Source organism: Streptomyces alanosinicus (genome assembly GCF_014650595.1).
Taxonomy (GTDB): domain Bacteria; phylum Actinomycetota; class Actinomycetes; order Streptomycetales; family Streptomycetaceae; genus Streptomyces; species Streptomyces alanosinicus.
The window spans coordinates 1-19,652 of sequence record NZ_BMVG01000075.1; the positions used below are offsets into that span (position 1 = coordinate 1).

A 19,652-nucleotide genomic window follows, 5' to 3' on the forward strand; every position below is an offset into this window, starting at 1 on the left:
AGCCTCCTCCAGGATCACGTGAGCGTTCGTGCCACTCAGACCGAACGAAGAGACACCCGCGCGACGCACACAGTCGGCGGACGACGGCCACTCGACCGCCTCCGTCAGCAGCCTGACGTTGCCCGCCTCCCAGTCCACATGCGGCGTCGGCTCATCCACATGCAACGTCTTCGGCAGGGTGCCCTTGCGCAGTGCCTGGACCATCTTGATGATGCCGGCGACGCCCGCGGCGGCCTGTGCGTGACCGATGTTGGACTTCAGGGAGCCCAGCCAGAGCGGCTTGTCCTCGTCCCGGTCCTGGCCGTAGGTCGCCAGCAGCGCCTGGGCCTCGATCGGGTCGCCGAGCGTGGTGCCCGTGCCGTGGGCCTCGACGGCGTCGACGTCGGCGGTGGTCAGGCCCGCGGACGCCAGTGCCTGCTGGATGACCCGCTGCTGGGAGGGGCCGTTGGGGGCGGTGAGGCCGTTGGAGGCGCCGTCCTGGTTCACGGCGGAGGACTTGACGACGGCGAGGACATGGTGGCCGTTGCGGCGGGCGTCGGAGAGGCGCTCGACGACGAGGACGCCGACACCCTCCGACCAGGCGGCGCCGTCGGCGGCACCCGCGAAGGACTTGCAGCGGCCGTCCTTCGCCATGCCGCGCTGCCGGCTGAACTCGACGAAGATCTCCGGGTCGGACATGACGGTGACGCCGCCGACCAGGGCGAGGGTGCACTCGCCGGAGCGCAGCGCCTGGGCGGCCAGGTGCAGGGAGACCAGCGAGGACGAGCAGGCCGTGTCGACGGTCATCGACGGGCCCTCGACGCCGAGGACGTAGGAGATGCGGCCGGAGGCGATGCCGCCGGTGGAGGCGTTGTGGGCGTAGTCGTGGTACATCATCCCGGCGTAGACGCCGGTGCGGCTGCCCTTGAGGCTGCGCGGGTCGATCCCGGCGTCCTCGAACGCCTCCCAGGACGCCTCCAGCAGCAGCCGCTGCTGGGGGTCCATGATGAGTGCCTCGTTGGGGGCGATACCGAAGAAGCCGGGGTCGAAGTCGCCGGCCTCGTACAGGAAGCCGCCCTGGTCGGTGTAGCTGGTGTCGGGGCGCAGGCCCTCGGGGTCGTAGATGCGGGGGATGTCCCAGCCGCGGTCGGTGGGGAACGCGGAGATGGTGTCGACGCCGTTCGCGACCGTCTGCCACAGGTCCTCGGGTGAGGAGATGCCGCCGGGGTAGCGGCAGGCCATGCCGACGATGACGATCGGGTCGTCGCTCGCGCCCGGCGCGGCCGGTACGACGGCGGGGGCGGCCGCCTGGGCGGGCAGGCCGGTGACCTCGGCGAGGAGGTGGCGGGCGAGACCGAGCGGGTTGGGGTAGTCGAAGACGACGGTGGCGGGCAGCCGCAGTGCGGTGGCCTCGGCCAGGCCGTTGCGGAACTCCACGGCCCGCAGTGAGTCGAAGCCCATCTCCTTGAAGGCGCGCTCGGGTTCGATGGCCGCGGTGGAGCCGTAGCCGAGGACGTCGGCGATCTGCTGGAGGACGATCTCCAGGACGGCGTTCTCGCGGTCGGCCTCGGCGAGGGCGGCCAGCTGCTGCTGGAGTCCGCCGGCGGCGACGGCCTTGGCACCGGCCCGGCGGCGGGCGGTGACCGGGGCGAGGGCCCGGAACACCTCGCGGGCGGCGGCGCCCTGGGCGCGGACGGCGGCGAGATGGAGCTTGACCGGGACGAGCGTGGCGTCGCCGGCCCGGCGGGCCGCGTCGAAGAGGATCACGCCCTCGTCGTTGGCGATGGGCAGGACGCCGCCCTGGGCGGCGATGCGGGTGCGTTCGGCGTCGGTGAGGGCGCCGGTCATGCCGCTGGCCTCGCCCCAGAAGCCCCAGGCGAGGGACTGGGCGGGCAGGCCGGCCGCGCGGCGGTGGGCGGCGAGGGCGTCGAGGTAGGCGTTGGCGGCGGCGTAGTTGGCCTGGCCGGGGTTGCCGAAGGTGCCGGCGACGGAGGAGAACAGCACGAAGGCCGTCAGGTCCAGGTCGCGGGTGAGTTCGTGCAGGTTCCAGGCGGCGTCGGTCTTGGGTGTGAGGACGGCGTCGACGCGTTCGGGGGTGAGGGAGGCGAGGATGCCGTCGTCGAGGACACCGGCGAGGTGGAGGACGCCGGTGAGGGGGTGTTCGGCGGGGACGGCCGTAAGGAGCGCGGCCAGCGCGTCACGGTCGGCGGCGTCGCAGGCGACGACTTGCGCTTCGGCCCCCAACTCCCTTATTTCGTCGATGAGTTCGGCGGCTCCGGCGGACTCCGGGCCGCGCCGGCTGGTGAGCAGCAGGTGCCGTACGCCGTGTTCGGTGACCAGGTGGCGGGCGAAGACCCGGCCGAGGACTCCGGTGCCGCCGACCAGGAGGACCGTGCCGTCGGGGGTGAACTCGGGTGTGCTGTCGGCCGGTTCGCCGGCACGGACCAGGCGCGGGGCCAGGTGGGCGCCGTCGCGTGCCGCCAGCTGGGACTCGCCGGAGGCGACGGCGCCCGGGGCCGCGTCGGCGGGGCCGTCGAGGAGGACGACGCGGCCGGGGTTCTCCGACTGGGCGGAGCGGACCAGGCCCCAGACGGCGGCGCCCGCGAGGTCGGTGACGTCGTCGCCGGGGGCGGCGGCGACCGCGCCCTCGGTGTGGACGACGAGGGTGGCGCCGTCGTAGCGCTCCTCGGCCAGCCACTGCCGTACGACGTCCAGGGTCTGGTGGACGGCGGTGTGCGCGGCGTCGGCGTCGGTGCCCGGGGCGGGCCGGTACAGCACCACGTCGGGGACGTTCTCGCCGAGTTCGTCCCAGGTGCCGGTGGTGAGGTCGTCGGTGGCGGCGGGCGGGACGGGCTGCCAGTCGAGGCGGAAGAGGGCGTCGCGGGCGAGGGCGGCCGTGGTGTCGGTCTGCTCGGCGCTCAGGGGGCGCAGGACCAGGGATCCGACGGTGGCGACGGGGGTGCCGGTGGGGTCGGCCAGGTCGACGCAGACCTCGCCGTCGCCGAGGGTACGGACCCGGACGCGGACGGCGGTGGCGCCCTCGGCGGCGAGGGAGACACCGGTGAAGGAGAAGGGCAGGGCGGCCTGGTCGCCGGTGACGCCGGTGAGCGCGACGGTGTGCAGGGCGGCGTCGAGGAGGGCGGGGTGCAGGCCGTAGGCGGAGCCGTCGGTGCCCTCGGGCAGCCGGGCTTCGGCGTAGAGGTCGGTGCCGCTGCGCCAGGCGGCGCTCAGGCCCTGGAAGACGGGGCCGTAGCCGAGGCCCTCGGCGGCGACGGCGGCGTAGAAGCCGTCGAGGTCGACGGGTTCGGCGCCCTGCGGGGGCCAGGCGGTGTCGAGGGGCTGTGCCGGGGCGGGGGTGCGGCTGAGGGTGCCGACGGCGTGCCGGGTCCAGGTGCCGCCGGTGTCCTCGGCGCGGGAGTGGACGGTGACGGTGCGGCGGCCGGCCGGGTCGGCGGCGTCGACGGTGACGCGCAGGGCGACGCCGCCGCGCTCGGGCAGGATCAGCGGGGCTTCCAGGGTGAGTTCGTCGAGGGTGGTGCAGCCGGCGCGGTCGCCGGCGCGGACGGCGAGTTCGACGAATCCGGTGCCGGGGAAGAAGGCGCTGTCGCCGACGCGGTGGTCGCCGAGCCAGCCGTGGGTGGCCAGGGCGAGCCGACCGGTGAGGGTGAAGCCGTCGCCGTCGGGGGCGGTGACGACCGCGCCGAGCAGCGGGTGGCCGGCGTCCTCCAGGCCGGCGGCGGCCACATCGCCGCGGACGGCGGGTGGTTCGGCCCAGTAGTGCTCGCGCTGGAAGGCGTAGGTGGGCAGGTCGACGGGGGTGGCGGGGCCGCCGTAGAACTGGGTCCAGTCGACGGGGGCGCCGGCCACGTGGGCCTCGGCGAGGGAGGTGACGAAGCGGTCCAGGCCGCCTTCGCCGCGGCGCAGCGAGCCCACGCCGGCGGCGGTGGCGCCGGTGGTGGTGACCGTCTCGGCGAGTCCGACCAGAAGCCCGGGGTGCGGGCTGGCCTCGACGAACACGGTGAAGCCGTCGTCGAGCAGGGCCCGGGTGGTCTCCTCGAAGCGGACGGTCTGGCGCAGGTTGCGGTACCAGTAGTCGCCGTCCAGGCCGGCGGTGTCGAGGGGGGCGCCGGTGACGGTGGAGTAGAAGGCGACGGGGGCGGTGCGGGGGGCGACGGCGGAGAGGGCGGGGATCACCCGGTCGCGGATCTCCTCGACGAACACCGAGTGCGAGGCGTAGTCCACGGGGATCTTGCGGGCCTGGATGTCGCGTGCGGTGAGGTCCTCGTACAGCTCGTCGAGGGAGTCGGTGTCGCCGCAGACCACCACCGAGGTGGGGCTGTTGATGACGGCCAGCTGGAGCCGGCCCTCGAAGCGGGGCAGCAGTTCCTCGGCGTCGGCGGCGGGCAGCCGTACGGACATCATGCCGCCCAGTCCGGCGAGTCCGTCGCGGATGATCTGGCTGCGCAGGGCGACGACGCGGGCGCCGTCCTGGAGGGTGAGGGCGCCGGCGACGGTGGCCGCCGCGATCTCGCCCTGGGAGTGTCCGACGACGGCGTCCGGTTCGACGCCGAAGGAGCGCCACAGCGCGGCGAGGGAGACCATCACGGCCCACAGCACCGGCTGGACGACGTCGACCTCGGCGAAGGTGGGGGCGCCCTCGCGTGCGTGGAGGACGTCGAGGAGGTCCCAGTCGACGAACTCCGACAGTGCTTCGTTGCAGGCACGCAGCTGCTGGGCGAACGCCGGGTGGGCGGCGGCGAGTTCGACGGCCATGCCGGCCCACTGGGAGCCCTGGCCGGGGAAGACGAACGCGACCCGGGGGCTGCCGGCGGCGGTGCCGCGCACGACATGGGCGGCCTTGTCGCCGGCGGCGAGCGCGTCGAGGCCGGTCAGCAGGGTGTCGCGGTCGCCGGCCAGGACCACGGCCCGCTGGTCGAAGGCGCTGCGCCGGGTGAGCAGGGAGTGGCCGAGGTCGGGCAGGGCGGTGTCGGGGTGCTCGCGGACGAACGCGGCGAGCCGCTCGGCCTGGCCCTTGAGGGCGCGGGCGCCGCGTGCGGAGACGAGGTGGGGCAGCAGCGGGGAGGCGACGGCGGGCGGGGCCTGTTCGGCGGCCTCCTCGGCGGGCTCGGGGTCGGCGGCCTCCTCGATGATGACGTGGGCGTTGGTGCCGCTGAGGCCGAAGGCGGAGACGGCGGCGGTGCGCGGGTGGTCCTCGGGCTTCTCCCAGGGCAGTGCCTCGGTGAGGAGTTCGACGTGGCCGGCGGTCCAGTCGACATGGCTGGAGGGCTCGGACACATGCAGGGTGCGCGGCATCAGGCCGTTGCGCAGCGCCATGACGGTCTTGATGACGCCGCCGACGCCGGCGGCGCCCTGGGCGTGGCCGATGTTGGACTTGAAGGAGCCGAGGCGCAGCGGCCGTTCGGCGGTGTGGTCCTGGCCGTAGGTGGCGAGGAGGGCCTGGGCCTCGATGGGGTCGCCGAGGGTGGTGCCGGTGCCGTGGGCCTCGACGAGGTCGACGTGGGCGCCGGGCACACCCGCGTTGGCCAGGGCCTGCCGGATGACGCGCTGCTGGGCGGGGCCGCTGGGGGCGGTGAGGCCGTTGGAGGCGCCGTCGGAGTTGAGGGCGGAGCCGCGGATGACGGCGAGGACCTGGTGGCCGTTGCGGCGGGCGTCGGAGAGGCGCTCCAGCAGGACGACGCCGGCGCCCTCGGCCCAGCCGGTGCCGTCGGCGGAGTCGGAGAACGCCCGGCAGCGGCCGTCGGGCGAGAGGCCCTTCTGCTTGCTGAACGCCACGAACGGCGCCGCCGTCGACATGATCATGACGCCGCCGGCGAGGGCGATGGCGCACTCGTTGTTGCGCAGCGCCTGTGCGGCGAGGTGGATGGAGACCAGTGAGGAGGAGCAGGCGGTGTCGACGGTGAGGGAGGGGCCCTCCAGACCGAGGACGTAGGAGACCCGGCCGGAGATCACCGAGGAGGCGCGGGAGGTGGCCATGTAGGCCTGTACGGCCTCGGGGACGCCTTCCTCGTTGTCGCCGTAGTCCTGGATGCCGGAGCCCATGTAGACGCCGACGCGGGAGCCGCGCAGGGTCTCGGGGTCGATCCCGGCGCGTTCGAGGGCTTCCCAGGACACCTCCAGCATGAGCCGCTGCTGCGGGTCGGTGCCCTCCGCCTCCATGGGGCTGATGCCGAAGAACCCGGCGTCGAACAGGCCGGCTTCGTCGAGGAAGCCGCCCTCGTGGACGTAGCTGGAGCCGGGCGCGTCGGGGTCGGGGTCCATGAGGGCTTCCAGGTCCCAGCCGCGGTCGGTGGGCATGCCCCGGACGGCGTCACGGCCCTCGGCGACCAGCTGCCACAGTTCCTCGGGCGTGCTGATGCCGCCCGGGAAGCGGCAGCTCATGGCCACGATCGCGATGGGTTCCCGGGCCTGGGCCTCGGCGTCCTGCAACCGCTGGCGGGTCTGGTGCAGGTCGGCCGTGACCTTCTTCAGGTAGTCGAGGATCTTCTCGTCGTTTGCCATGTCGGGTCCCACCGAGTCCTTTTGGTGAACGGGTCGTCAGGTGTGCTCGGTCAGGCCAGGCCGAGTTCTTGGTCGATGAAGGCGAACACGTCGTCCGCCGAGGCCGATTGGAGCTGGTCGCGGACGGTCTCGCCGTCGCCCTGGAGGTCGGTGAGCCTGCCGACCAGGGCCTGCAGCCGCGAGGTGATGCGGGTGCTGCGGATCTGTTCGAGGTCGAGGGAGGCCGCGAGCTGTTCGAAGCGGTCGAGTTCGGCGAGTACGTCCGTGCCGCCGGCGGAGTCCGGTACGAGTTCGCCGCGCAGGAACGTGGCGAGGGCGGCGGGTGTGGCGTGGTCGAAGACCATGGTGCTGGGCAGGCTGACGCCGGTGGCCTCGCTGAGCCGGGCGCGCAGTTCGACGGCGGCGACGGAGTCGAAGCCCAGGTCCTCGAAGGCCCGGGTGGGTTCGAGCTCGGCCGGGGAGTCGTAGCCGAGGAGGGCGGCGACCTTGGTGCGGACGAGGTCGAGCAGCACCCGGGTCTGCTCCGCCTCGGGCTGGCCGGCCAGGCCGGCGACGAGAGCGGAGCCGGTCCCGGTGTCGGTGGTGGCCGGTCCGGCGAGGACGGCGCGGACCTCGGGCAGGGCGTCGAGCAGCGGGCGGGGGCGGGCGAGGGTGTAGGTGGGGACGAACCGTTCCCAGTCGAACTCGGCGACCACCAGGTGGCTCTCCTGGTGCTCGACGACCTGGCGGAGCGCGCCGACGGCGATCTCGGGCCGCATGGCGGGGGCGCCGATGCGGCGCATCATGGCGGCGAGTTCGGCGTCGACCATGCCGCCCGCCCAGGAGCTCCAGGCGATGGAGGTGACGGTGCGGCCCTGGGCGCGCCTGCGGTGGGCGAGCCCGTCGAGGTGGGCGTTGGCGGCGGCGTAGGCGCCCTGTCCGGCGCTGCCCCAGACGGCGGCGCCGGAGGAGAACAGCACGAAGGCGTCCAGCGGCCGGTCGCCGAGCAGCTCGTCGAGGTGCAGGGCGCCGGTGACCTTGGCGTCGGCGACGTCGGCGAACTCGGCGAGCGGCAGGTCGGCGGGGGCGGCGATGCGCTGCATGGCGCCGGCCGCGTGCACGACCACGGTCAGCGGCAGTTCCGCGGGTACGGCGTCCAGGATCCGGGCGAGGGCGGCGCGGTCGGTGACATCGCAGGCCTCTACGGTGACGCGGGCGCCCAACTCCTCCAGTTCGGCGACGAGTTCGGCGGTGCCCTCGGCGGCGGGGCCGCGTCGGCTGGTGAGCAGCAGGTGCTGGGCGCCCTCGGCGGCGAAGGTGCGGGCGACATGGGCGCCGAGACCGCCGGTGCCGCCGGTGATGAGGACGGTGCCGTGCGGCTGCCAGGCGCGGGCCGGGCCGGCGGCCGCGACGGGGGCGCGCACCAGGCGCCGTACGAACACGCCCTGGGGGCGCAGTGCGACGGCGTCCTCGCCGGTGCGGCCGGAGAGCCAGGCGGCGAGGTGGCGGGCGGAGCGCTCGTCGAGGTCGGCGGGGAGGTCGGCGATGCCGCCGTAGGTGTCCGGCAGGTCGAGGGCGAGGGTGCCGGCGAAGCCCCACAGCGGGGTCTGCGGCAGCGCGGTCACATCGTGCGGGCCGGCCACGGCGGCGGCCTGGCAGGTGAGCAGCCACAGGGGTGCGGTGAGCTGCGCGTCGCCGAGTGCCTGGACGAGGGTCAGGGTGTCGGCCAGGCCGCGGCTGAGCACGGGGTGGCCGGGGTGCGGGCGTTCGTCGAGGGCGAGCAGGGAGACCACCGCGGTCGGGGTGGTGTCGTGCAGGGTGCGGGTGAGCGCGGCCCGGTCCTCGCCGTCGGTCTCCAGTACCTGGGGGGTGGCGCCGTGCGTGGCGAGCGCGGCGACGACGGAGGTCACCCGGGGGTCGCCGGCGGCCTGTTCGGGTACGACGACCAGCCAGGTGCCCGACAGGGCGGGGTCGGTGCCGGCGGCCTCGGGGGCGGGCTGGAAGGTGACGCGGTAGCGCCAGGAGTCGAGGGTGTGCAGGGCGTGGTGGCGTTCGCGCCAGCCGGCGAGGGCGGGCAGCACCTCGGCGAGGGGCGCCTGGTCGATCTCCAGCCGGGTGGCGAGGGCGGCGATGTCGGTGTGCTCGACGGCGTTCCAGAAGGCGGTGTCGGCGGCGTCCGGGGTGGCGGCGGCCGGCGCGGGCGCGGAGGGGGTTTCCTCGGCCCAGTACGTGCGGTGCTGGAAGGGGTAGGTGGGCAGGTCGGCGCGGTGGCCGCCGCGGCCGGCGAAGAAGGCGTCCCAGTCCGTCGCGCAGCCGTGGGCGAAGGCCTGGCCGAGGGCGGCGAGCAGGGTGCGTTCCTCGTCCCGGCCGCGGCGCAGCACGGGTGCGACGGTCGCGGTGGCGGGCAGGGAGTCGCCGGCCATGGGGGTGAGCGCGGCGTCGGGGCCCAGTTCGAGGAAGACGCGGATGCCGTCCGCGGCCATGGTGGTGAGGGCGTCGCCGAAGCGGACGGCCTCGCGGACGTGCCGTACCCAGTAGCCGGGGTCCTGCAGTTCGCCGGGGGCGGCGGGGCGTCCGGTGAGGTTGGAGACGACGGGGAGGCGGGCCGGCTGCCAGGTGACGCTCTCGGCGACGGCCCGGAACTCGTCCAGCATCGGCTCCATCAGCGGCGAGTGGAAGGCGTGGCTGACGCGCAGTTCGCGGGTCTTGCGGCCCTGCTCCTTGAAGTGGGCGGCGATCGCGAGGACGGTGTCGCGGGCGCCGGAGACCACCACGGAGGACGGCCCGTTGACCGCGGCGATGCCGGTGTCGTCGGTGAGGTGGGGGCGGACCTCGTCCTCGGTGGCCTGGACGGCCGCCATGGTGCCGCCCGCCGGGAGCGCCTGCATGAGGCGTCCGCGCGCGGTGACGAGACGGGCCGCGTCCTGCAGCGAGATCGCGCCGGAGACGTGGGCGGCGGTGATCTCGCCGATGGAGTGCCCGGCGAGGCAGTCCGGACGGATGCCCCAGGAGGTCACCAGCCGGTACAGGGCGCTCTCCACGGCGAACAGGGCGGGCTGGGTGTAGGCGGTGCTGTTCAGCAGTTCCTCGTCCTCGCCCCACATGACGTCCTTGAGCGGGGTGCCGAGGCCGGGGTCGAGCGCGGCGGCCGCCTCGTCCAGGGCGGCGGCGAACACGGGGAAGGCGGCGTGCAGTTCACGGCCCATGCCGAGGCGCTGGGCGCCCTGTCCGGAGAACAGGAAGGCGAGGCGCGCATCGGGTTCGGCGACCGCGTGGGCGGTGCCCTCGGGGGTGTCGCCGGCGGCGAGCGCGGTCAGGCCCGCGGTCAGTTCGTCCCGGTCGGCGGCGAGGAGGACGGCCCGGTGCTCCAGGGCGGCCCGGGTGGTGGCCAGGGACAGACCGAGGTCGGTGACGGACACCGGGTGCTGTTCGGTGTGGGCGAGCAGGCGGGCGGCCTGGGCGCGCAGGGCGTCGGGGGTCCGGGCGGACAGGGCGAGCGGGACGACCGTGGCCGTGACCTCGGCGGCCTTCCCAGCGCTCTCGTCGGCGGCTTCGGCGGCTTCGGCGGGCTCGGGTTCGGGTGCCTGCTCGATGATCACGTGGGCGTTGGTGCCGCTCAGGCCGAACGCCGAGACCGCGGCCCGGCGCGGGCGGCCCCGGTCGGGCCACTCGGTCGCCTCGGTGAGCAGCGCGATGTTCCCCGCCGACCAGTCGACCTTGGGGCTGGGCTCGTCGACGTGCAGGGTCTTGGGCAGGATGCCGTGCCGGATCGCCTCGACCATCTTGATGACGCCGCCGACACCCGCCGCGGCCTGCGCGTGCCCGATGTTGGACTTGATCGACCCGAGCCACAGCGGCTGGTCGGCGGGGCGGTCCTGGCCGTAGGTGGCGAGCAGCGCCTGCGCCTCGATCGGGTCGCCGAGCGTCGTACCCGTGCCGTGGGCCTCGACCGCGTCGACCTGGTCGGCGGTGAGCTGGGCGGCCGCCAGCGTCTGCCGGATCAGGCGCTGCTGGGCGGGGCCGTTGGGGGCGGTCAGACCGTTGGAGGCGCCGTCCTGGTTGATGCCGGAACCGCGGACCACGCCGAGCACCGGGTGCCCCTTGGCCGTCGCGTCGGCGAGCCGTTCCAGGACGAGCATGCCGACGCCCTCGCCCCAGCCGGTGCCGTCGGCGGCGGCGGCGAAGGACTTGCAGCGGCCGTCGGGCGCCAGGCCCCGCTCCTGGCTGAAGCCGACGAACGAGGTGGGCGTGGCCATCACGGTGACCCCGCCGGCCAGGGCCAGGGTGCACTCTCCGGCGCGCAGCGCCTTGACCGCCCAGTGCAGTGCGACCAGGGAGGAGGAGCAGGCGGTGTCGATGGTGACCGCCGGGCCCTCCAGGCCGAGGATGTAGGAGATACGGCCGGAGGCCACGCTGCCGAGGCCGCCGGTGCCGCCGTCGGAGGGGTAGTCGTGGTAGACGACGCCCGCGAACACGCCGGTACGGCTGCCCTTGAGCGACAGCGGGTCGATCGAAGCCCGCTCCAGGGCCTCCCAGGAGGTCTCCAGCAGCAGCCGCTGCTGCGGGTCGGTCTCCTTCGCCTCCTTCGGGCTGATCTTGAAGAAGTCGGCGTCGAAGGCGTCGGCCTCGTGCAGGAAGCCGCCTTCGCGGGCGTAGGACTTGCCGGGGGTGCCCGGCTCGGGGTCGTACAGGCCGGCCACGTCCCAGCCGCGGTTGAGGGGGAAGCCGGTGATGCCGTCGCCGCCGCCGGCCACCAGGTTCCACAGGTCCTCGGGGGAGTTCACCCCGCCCGGGTAGCGGCAGCTCATGCCCACGATCGCGATCGGCTCGTGCTCGCGGGCCTCGGCCTCGCGCAGCCGCCGCTTGGCGTGCTGCAGGTCGGCCGTGGCACGCCGGAGGTATTCGCGGAGCTTGTCCTGGTCAGGCATCTGAGGTCAACCAATCTGAAGCGGGCGGTGATACATGCCGGTCGGGGCGTGACCAGCGGTCAGGACAGCCCCAGTTCCCGGTCCAGTGCCGCGAACAGTTCGTCGTCGGAGGCCCCGGCCAGGTCCTGCTCCGGGGTTTCTTGGCGGGCGCCCTGCGAGTCCTGCCAGCGCCGCAGCACCGCCTCCAGCCGGGCGGTGACGCCCGCTGGGTCGGCCGCGCCGGAGCCGACGGCGGCGAGCGCCGCGTCCAGCTGGTCCAGGGCGGTGGTCAGGACCCGGGTGCCGTCGTCGACGGCGGGCTCCAGCGCGGAGTCCAGATAGTCGGCGACGGCCCGTGAGGTCGGGAAGTCGAAGGCGAGGCTCGCGGGCAGGGCGAGCCCGGTGGCCGCGCCCAGCCGGGCGCGCAGTTCGACGACGGCCAGCGAGTCGAAGCCGAGTTCCTGGAAGGAGCGGTCGGCGGGCACGGCGTCGGCCGAGGCGTGTCCGAGGAGTCCGGCGACCTGCGAGCGAACCACCTCCACCAGCACCCGCAGCCGGTCGGCCGCGTCCAGGCCGTCGAGCCTGCGGTGCAGTTCGGCGGCCTGGTCGGCGCCGCCCCTGCCCTTGTGCCGGTCCGGTCCCCGCACCAGAGCGGCCAGTACGGCGGGCAGCCGTCCGGCGGACGGGGTGCGCAGCACGGCCCGGTCGAGGTCGAAGGCGGCGAGGTCGGGTTCGCCGCTGCGCAGCGCCTCGTCGAGGAGGGCGAGGCCGCGTTCGGTGTCGAGCGCGGGCAGGCCGAGGCCGGCCAGCAGCTGCCGCTGCTCCGCGCTCTCCGGACCGGCCTGCCACGGGCCGACGGCGAGGCAGGTACCGGGCAGGCCCTGGTGGTGGCGGCGCCGTACCAGGGCGGCCAGCCGGGTGGCGCTCGCGGCCAGGGCGCCCTGTCCGGCGCCGTGCATGAGGCCGGCGGTGGAGGTCAGCACCAGGAAGGCGGCGAGGTCACGGTCCCGGGTGAGTTCGTCGAGCAGCCGGGCGCCGGCGGTGGCGGCCTCGACGGCGGCCGGGTCGGTGGCGTCGGCGCGGCCGCCCTCGGGGACGGGGGCGAGATGGACGACGGCCACCAGGGGGTGTGCGGCGGGCAGTTCGTCCAGCAGGGCCCGCAGCGCCCCGCGGTCGGCCGGGTCGGCGGGCACGACGGTGCAGGTGCCGGGCAGCGCCTGCGCCGCGACGGCGGGCGGTTCGGCCGCGCCCGCGCCGCCGGTCACCAGCAGCACCCGTGCGCCGTAGGTGTCCGCCAGATGGCGTGCCACGGTCTCGCCGGCCGGTCCCGCGGGCCCGGTGAGCAGGACGGTGCCGCCGTTCAGGGCGGCCGGGGCGGCCGTCGTCCCGGTGACCCGGGTCAAGCCGGCGCCGTACACGGCCCCCTCGCGCAGGGCGAGTTCGGTCGGTCCGGTGCCGAGCGCGGCGTACAGCATGGCGTCGGAGGCGTCGGTGCCGTCGGTGTCCACGAGCAGGAGGCGGCCGGGGTGTTCGCCCTGCGCGGCCCGCACCAGACCCCATACGGCGGCCTGTTCGGGCTCGGGTGCGCTGTCCGGGCGGACGGCCGTCGCGCCCCGGGTGACGACGGCGAGCGGCGGCCGGGACTCCTGCCCCTCGCCCAGGTGTCCGGCCAGCTCGGCCAGTACGGCGGGCACGGCGCCCTCGGCGGGCGTCCGGAACACCTCTACGGCGTCCTCCGCCAGGGGCGTACCGGCCGCCGTCTGCTGCCAGGCGAGCCGGTACAGCGCGCCCGCCGGTGCACCGGTGCGCAGTTCGGCGGCGCTGACCGGGCTGTGCCGGACCGCGTCGGCGGACAGCACGGGGGTGCCGTCGGCGTCGGCCGCCCACAGCGTCCAGGCGCCCGGTTCGTCCTCGGCGAGCCGCACCCGCAGCGGGCCGGCCGCACCGGTGCGGTGGACGGTGACGCCGGACCAGTGCGAGGCGGTCAGCGGGCCCTCGGCCGCGGCCTGGTCCACCGCGAGGTGCAGGGCGGCGTCCAGCAGGGCCGGGTGCAGTGCGAAGCGGGCGGCGAGGGCCTCCGCCTCCTCGGGCAGGGTGATCTCGGCGAACAGTTCGCCGCCGCGCCGCCAGGCCGACCGCAGCCCCTGGAACACCGGCCCATAGCCGTGGCCGCGGGCGAGCAGCCGGTCGTGGGCGTCGTCGGCGGACGCGGGCTCGGCACCCGGCGGCGGCCAGGCGGCCAGGTCGTACGACGGTGCGGTGCCGGAGCGGTCCAGGAAGCCGTCGGCGTGCCGGACCCAGGAGTCCGGCGTGCCGTCGGTGCCGCGCGCGTACACGGTGACGGGGCGCCGGCCGTCCTCGGCGGCGCCGCCGACGACCACGTGCAACGGGACGCCACCCTGTTCGGGCAGCACCACCGGGGCGGTGACGGCGAGTTCGGCCAGCCGGTCCCAGCCGAGCTCGGCGCCGGCGGTGAGGGCCGCCTCCACCAGGGCGGCGGCCGGCAGCGTGACCGTGCCGAGCAGGTCGTGGTCGGCCAGCCAGGACTGGGCGGCGCGGGCGGGGCGTCCGGTCAGCGTCACCCCGCCGTCCGGTCCGGGCGCGGGCACGGCGGCACCGAGCAGCGGGTGGTCGAGGGCGTCGAGGCCGAGGGTGCCGGCGTCCGAGCCGGTGTGCTCGGGCAGCGCCCAGAAGCTCTCGTGCCGGAAGGGGTACGTCGGCAGGTCGGTACGGCGGGCACCGCGCCCGGCGAAGAACGCCTCCCAGTCGACGGGCACGCCCGTGGTGTGGGCCTGGGCCAGGCCGGCCACCAGGGTGTGCTCCTCGTCGCGGTCGCGGCGGGCGAGGGCGATGAACCGGGCCTCGGAGGCCGGGGGCCGGACGCCGTCGAGGCAGGCCGGGCCGAGCCCGGACAGCACGGCGTCGGGGCCGACCTCCAGGTAGGCGGTGACGCCGGCTTCGCCGAGGGTGCGGATGCCGTCGGCGAACCGGACGGCCTGCCTGACGTGCCGTACCCAGTAGCCGGGGTCGGCGATCTCCTCGGCGGTCAGCAGCCGGCCGGTGACGTTGGAGACGACCGGAATGTGCCCGGCGGTCACCGTCAGCCCGGCGGCGACCTCGGCGAACTGAGCGAGCATCGGTTCCATCAGCGGCGAGTGGAAGGCGTGGCTGACGCGCAGCCGGGAGGTCTTGCGTCCCTGGTCCGCGAAGTGCTCGGCCACGGCCCGTACCGCGTCCTCGCCGCCGGACAGCACGACCGAGCGGGGCCCGTTGACGGCGCCGATACTGATCTCGTCAGTCAGCAGCGGTGCCACCTCCTCCTCGGTGGCCTGGACGGCGGTCATCGCGCCGCCCGCCGGGAGGGCCTGCATCAGCCGGCCGCGCGCGGCCACCAGCCGGGCGGCGTCGGCGAGAGACAGGGCGCCGGAGACATGGGCGGCGACGAGTTCGCCGATGGAGTGCCCGGCCAGGTGGTCCGGGCACACTCCCCAGGACTCCAGCAGCCGGAACATGGCGGTCTCGAAGGCGAACAGGCCGGTCTGGGTGTACACGGTGCGGCTGAGCAGCTCCGCGTCCTCGCCCCAGACGACCTCGCGCAGCGGGCGGTCCAGGTGCCGGTCGAGTTCGGCGAGGGCCGCGTCGAAGGCCTCGGCGAACACGGGGAAGGCGGCGTGCAGTTCGCGTCCCATGCCGGGCCGCTGGGCGCCCTGTCCGGAGAACAGGAAGGCGGTCACCGCCGTCTGCCCGGCGTGTCCGGCCGGGGCCGCGTCCGGGGAGCCCGCGGCGAGCGCGGTCAGCTCACGCCGGGCGTCGGCGAGGCCGGCGGCGGTGAAGACGGCCCGGTGTTCCATCGGGGTACGGCCGGTCGCCAGCGCGTACGCCAGGTCCGGCGCATCGGCGTCGGGCGTGCGGTCCAGGTGGTCGAGGAGCTGCACGGCCTGGGCGCGCAGCCCCTCGGGGTCACGGGCGTTGACCACCCAGGGCAGCGGCCGGGCGGCGCCGTCCGAGCCGTCCGTACCGTCCGCCGGGCCGGCCTCCGGGGCCTCGGAGGCCTCAAAGGCCTCGGGTGCCTCCAGGATGACGTGGGCGTTCGTGCCGCTGATGCCGAAGGAGGAGACACCGGCGCGGCGCGGCCGGCCGGTCTCGGGCCAGGGGCGGCTCTCGTCGAGGAGGGCGACCGCGCCCGCGTCCCAGTCCACCTTGGTCGACGGCTCGTGCAGATGCAGCGACTTGGGCAGGGTCCCGGCCCGCAGGGCGTGCACCATCTTGATCACCCCGGCGACGCCGGCGGCGGCCTGGGTGTGGCCGATGTTGGACTTGATCGAGCCGAGCCACAGCGGGTCGGCGTCCCCGCGCTCCTGCCCGTAGGTGGCGAGCAGCGCCTGGGCCTCGATCGGGTCGCCGAGCGCGGTACCGGTGCCGTGCGCCTCGACGGCGTCGACCTCGGCGGGCGTCAGGCCGGCGTTGGCGAGGGCCTGCCGGATGACCCGTTCCTGGGAGGGCCCGTTGGGCGCCATCAGGCCGTTGCTGGCGCCGTCCTGGTTGACGGCGGAGCCGCGGACCACGGCGAGCACCCGGTGCCCGTTGCGGCGGGCGTCGGAGAGGCGTTCGACGACGAGGACACCGACGCCCTCGGACCAGGCGGCCCCGTCGGCGGAGTCGGCGAAGGACTTGCAGCGGCCGTCCGGGGAGAGGCCGCGCTGCCGGGAGAACTCCACGAAGGTCTCGGTGGACGCCATCACGGTGACGCCGCCGACCAGCGCCAGCGGGCACTCGCCCGAGCGCAGCGCCTGCGCGGCCAGGTGCAGCGCGACCAGCGAGGAGGAGCAGGCGGTGTCGACGGTGACGGACGGGCCCTCCAGGCCGAAGGTGTACGACACCCGGCCCGAACCCAGCGATCCCGCGGCACTGTTGCCCGTGTAGTCGTGGTACATGATGCCCGCGAACACGCCGGCCTGGGTGCCCTTGAGCGTGGCCGGGTCGATCGCGGCGCGCTCCAACGCCTCCCAGGCGACCTCCAGCAGCAGCCGGTGCTGCGGGTCGGTGGTCAGGGCGTCGTTCGGGCTGATCCCGAAGAACGCGGCGTCGAACCCGTCGGCGTCGTGCAGGAAGCCGCCGTGGCGGACGTACACCTTGCCCGGGGTGCCCGGCTCGGGGTCGTAGAGGCCCTGCAGGTCCCAGCCGCGGTTGTCGGGGAACTCCGTGATGGCGTCGGTCCCGTCGGTGACCAGCCGCCACAGTTCCTCCGGCGAGCGGACCCCGCCGGGGTAGCGGCAGGCCATGCCGACGATCGCGATCGGGTCGTCGTCGGCCGCGGCCACGGCCACCGCGGCGGTGGCCGGGCGGCCGGCGGAGCCGGCGAGCAGGGTGTCGAGGTGGTCGGCGACGGCCTGGGCGCTCGGGTGGTCGAAGACGAGGGTGGGGGTCAGCCGCAGCCCGGTGGCGGCGGTCAGCTGGTTGCGCAGCTCCAGCGCGGTCAGCGAGTCGAAGCCCAGTTCGTTGAAGGCCCGGTCCGGGCCCACCTCGGCCGCCGAGCGGTGGCCGAGGATGGCCGCGACCTGGTTGCGGACCAGGTCCAGCAGGGTGCGGCGGCGCTCCTTGTCGTCCAGCGCGGCGAGCCGGGCGCCCGCATCGGCGCCGGACGGGGCGCCGGAGCGGGTGGCGGCCCGCGCCCTGCGCCGCACCAGCGCGCCGAACTGGGCGGGCACGTCGGCGGCGGCGCGCAGCGCACCCAGGTCGAGGGCGAGGGGCAGCAGCAGCGCCGTACCGGCACTCGCGGCGGCGTCGAGCAGGGCGAGGCCGCGCTCGGCGGCGAGTGCGCCGATGCCCGAGCGGCGCATGCGCTCCAGGTCCGCCTCGGCCAGTTCGTCGGCCATACCGTCGCCGCTGACGCTGCCGTCGGCGCCGGTGGTGGCCCACAGACCCCAGGCGAGGGACTGGCCGGGCAGGCCGGCCGCCCGGCGGTGGGCGGCGAGCGCGTCGAGGAAGGCGTTGCCGGCCGCGTAGCCGCCCTGTCCGGGGTTGCCGAGGACGCCGGCGACCGAGGAGAACAGCACGAAGGCGGTGAGATCCTGGTCCCGCGTCAGGACATGCAGGTTCCAGGCGGCGTCGGCCTTGGGGCGCAGGGCCCGGTCGAGGTGCCCGGGAGTGAGCGAGCCGATGGTGGCGTCGTCGAGGACACCGGCGAGGTGGACGACGGCCCGCACATCGTGCCCGTCGAGCAGCTCGCGGGCCGCGCCGAGGTCGGAGAGATCGCAGGCGGCCAGGGTCACCTCGGCGCCGAGGTCCGCCAGTTCGGCGCGCAGCGCGTCCGCGCCGGGGGCCGCCGCGCCGCGCCGGCTGACCAGCAGCAGCCGGCGCACACCGTGACCGGTGACCAGGTGCCGGGCCACGAGACGGCCGAGGGTGCCGGTGGCGCCGGTGACGAGGGTGGTGCCGGACGCGTCGAAGCGAATCGTTTCGCCCTGTGCGGTGCCGGCCTCGGCGGACTCGGCACGCACCAGCCGGGGCGCGTGCGGCACACCGTCCCGTACGACGACCTCGGGTTCCTCGGCGGCGAGCACGGCCGGGAGGTACGGCTCCGGGTCGCCGTCGAAGTCGGCGAGCACGATCCGGCCGGGGTTCTCGGCCTGTGCGGAACGCAGCAGCCCGCGCACGGCGGCACCCGGCAGGTCGGTGACCTCCGCGCCGGACGCCGCGACGGCTCCGGCGGTGGCCACGACCAGCCGCGAGTCGGCGAACCGCTCGTCACCGAGCCACTGCTGGAGGACGTCCAGCACCCGCGCCGTGGCCCGGCGCGCCTGCGCGGCCACGTCGTCCCCCGGCTCCTGGCCCGTCTCCAGCAGGATGACGTCGGGCACCGGCCCGGTGCCGCGCTCCGCCCAGCGGCGGACGTCGACGGCCGGCGGCGCGGACGCGGCGGGCAGCGGACGCAGTTCCACGGCGTACAGCGCTCCGCCGGACGCCTCGTCGGCGGCGGCGACCGGCGCGGCCGGCCGCGACAGCAGGGTCTCGACGCGGAACACCGCGCGTCCCTCGTCGTCGGCGCCGTGCACCGTGATGCCGTCACCGCCGGCGGGCGCGATCCGCACCCGCAGCCGGGTGGCGCCGACGGCGTGGATCTCGACACCACGCCAGGCGAACGGCAGCAGCACCGCGTCCGACGCCGGTGCGTCGTCCAGCAGCGAACCGTGCAGGGCCGCGTCGAGCAGGGCGGGGTGCAGACCGAACCGGGCGGCGTCCTCATGGGCCTGCTCGGGCAGTTCGGTCTCGGCGTACACGGTCTCGCCGTCCCGCCACAGGGCGGTGAGCCCCTGGAAGACCGGCCCGTACGCATAGCCCCGGTCGTGCAGCAGCCCATAGGCGTCGTCGAGGGGGACCGGCCGGGCGGCGGGCGGCGGCCAGGCGGTCAGATCCGGTCCGGGGGCCGCCGGCTCGCTGCCGAGGAGGCCCTCGGCGTGCAGCAGCCAGGGCTCCTCCGGTGCGGCCTCCTGCGCTCTGGAGTGCACACGCACCGGGCGCCGGCCCAGCTCGTCCACCGCGCCCACGGACACCCTGAGGGCGACACCGCCCCGCTCGGGCAGCACCAGCGGCGCCTGCAGGATCAGCTCCTCCAGCGTGGAGAGCCCGGTCTGCTCGCCCGCGTACAGGGCGAGTTCGACGAATCCGGTGCCCGGCACCAGCACGGCGCCGAGGACGTCGTGGTCCGCGAGCCAGGGGTGGGTGTCCAGTCCGAGGCGCCCGGTGAAGGTCAGGCTCTCGCCGTCCGGGGCCGCGACCACGGCCCCCAGCAGCGGATGGTCGGCCGGGTCGACACCGAGAGCGGCGGCGTCCGTGCCTCCGGTCAACTCGCCGAACATCCAGTACCGCTCGTGCTGGAAGGGGTACGTCGGCAGGTCGACGTACCGCGCACTCGTGCCGGCGTAGAAGGACGCCCAGTCCACCGGGGTGCCGGTGACATGCAGCCGGGCGACAGCGGCGAGCAGGGTGCGCACCTCCGGACGGTTCTTCCGTACGACGCTCTCGACGACAGCCCCTTCGAGCGTCGCCCGGGTGAGCGCGGTGAGGATCGCGTCCGGCCCCAGCTCCAAGAACGTCTCGACACCCTTGTCCCGAAGACGGGTGACGGTGTCGGCGAACCGGACCGCCTCGCGGAGGTGGCGGGTCCAGTAGTCCGGGGTGCCCCAGTCGTCGGTGATCTCGCCGTGGACGCCGGAGACCACCGGGATGGACGGTGCGTTGAGGGTGATGCTCTCCGCGACCAGGTGG

The 19,652-nt window shown here is 75.3% G+C and carries 3 protein-coding genes; all 3 read right to left on the bottom strand.

The genetic code is table 11. From position 1 onward, the window contains the following. Positions 1 to 6,498 (bottom strand): type I polyketide synthase (locus IE277_RS45325; RefSeq protein WP_189959798.1); only part of this gene is annotated, 6,498 nt, incomplete at its 3' end. Between the two features lie 50 nt (positions 6,499 to 6,548). Next, on the bottom strand, positions 6,549 to 11,405 hold the full coding sequence (locus tag IE277_RS45330; RefSeq protein WP_189959800.1) for a type I polyketide synthase: 4,857 nt from the start codon (positions 11,403 to 11,405) through the stop codon (positions 6,549 to 6,551). Positions 11,406 to 11,464: 59 nt separating this feature from the next. Continuing rightward, positions 11,465 to 19,606, bottom strand: a complete 8,142-nt coding sequence (locus IE277_RS45335; protein ID WP_229882548.1) for a type I polyketide synthase — start codon at positions 19,604 to 19,606, stop codon at positions 11,465 to 11,467. Positions 19,607 to 19,652: the final 46 nt, after the last annotated feature.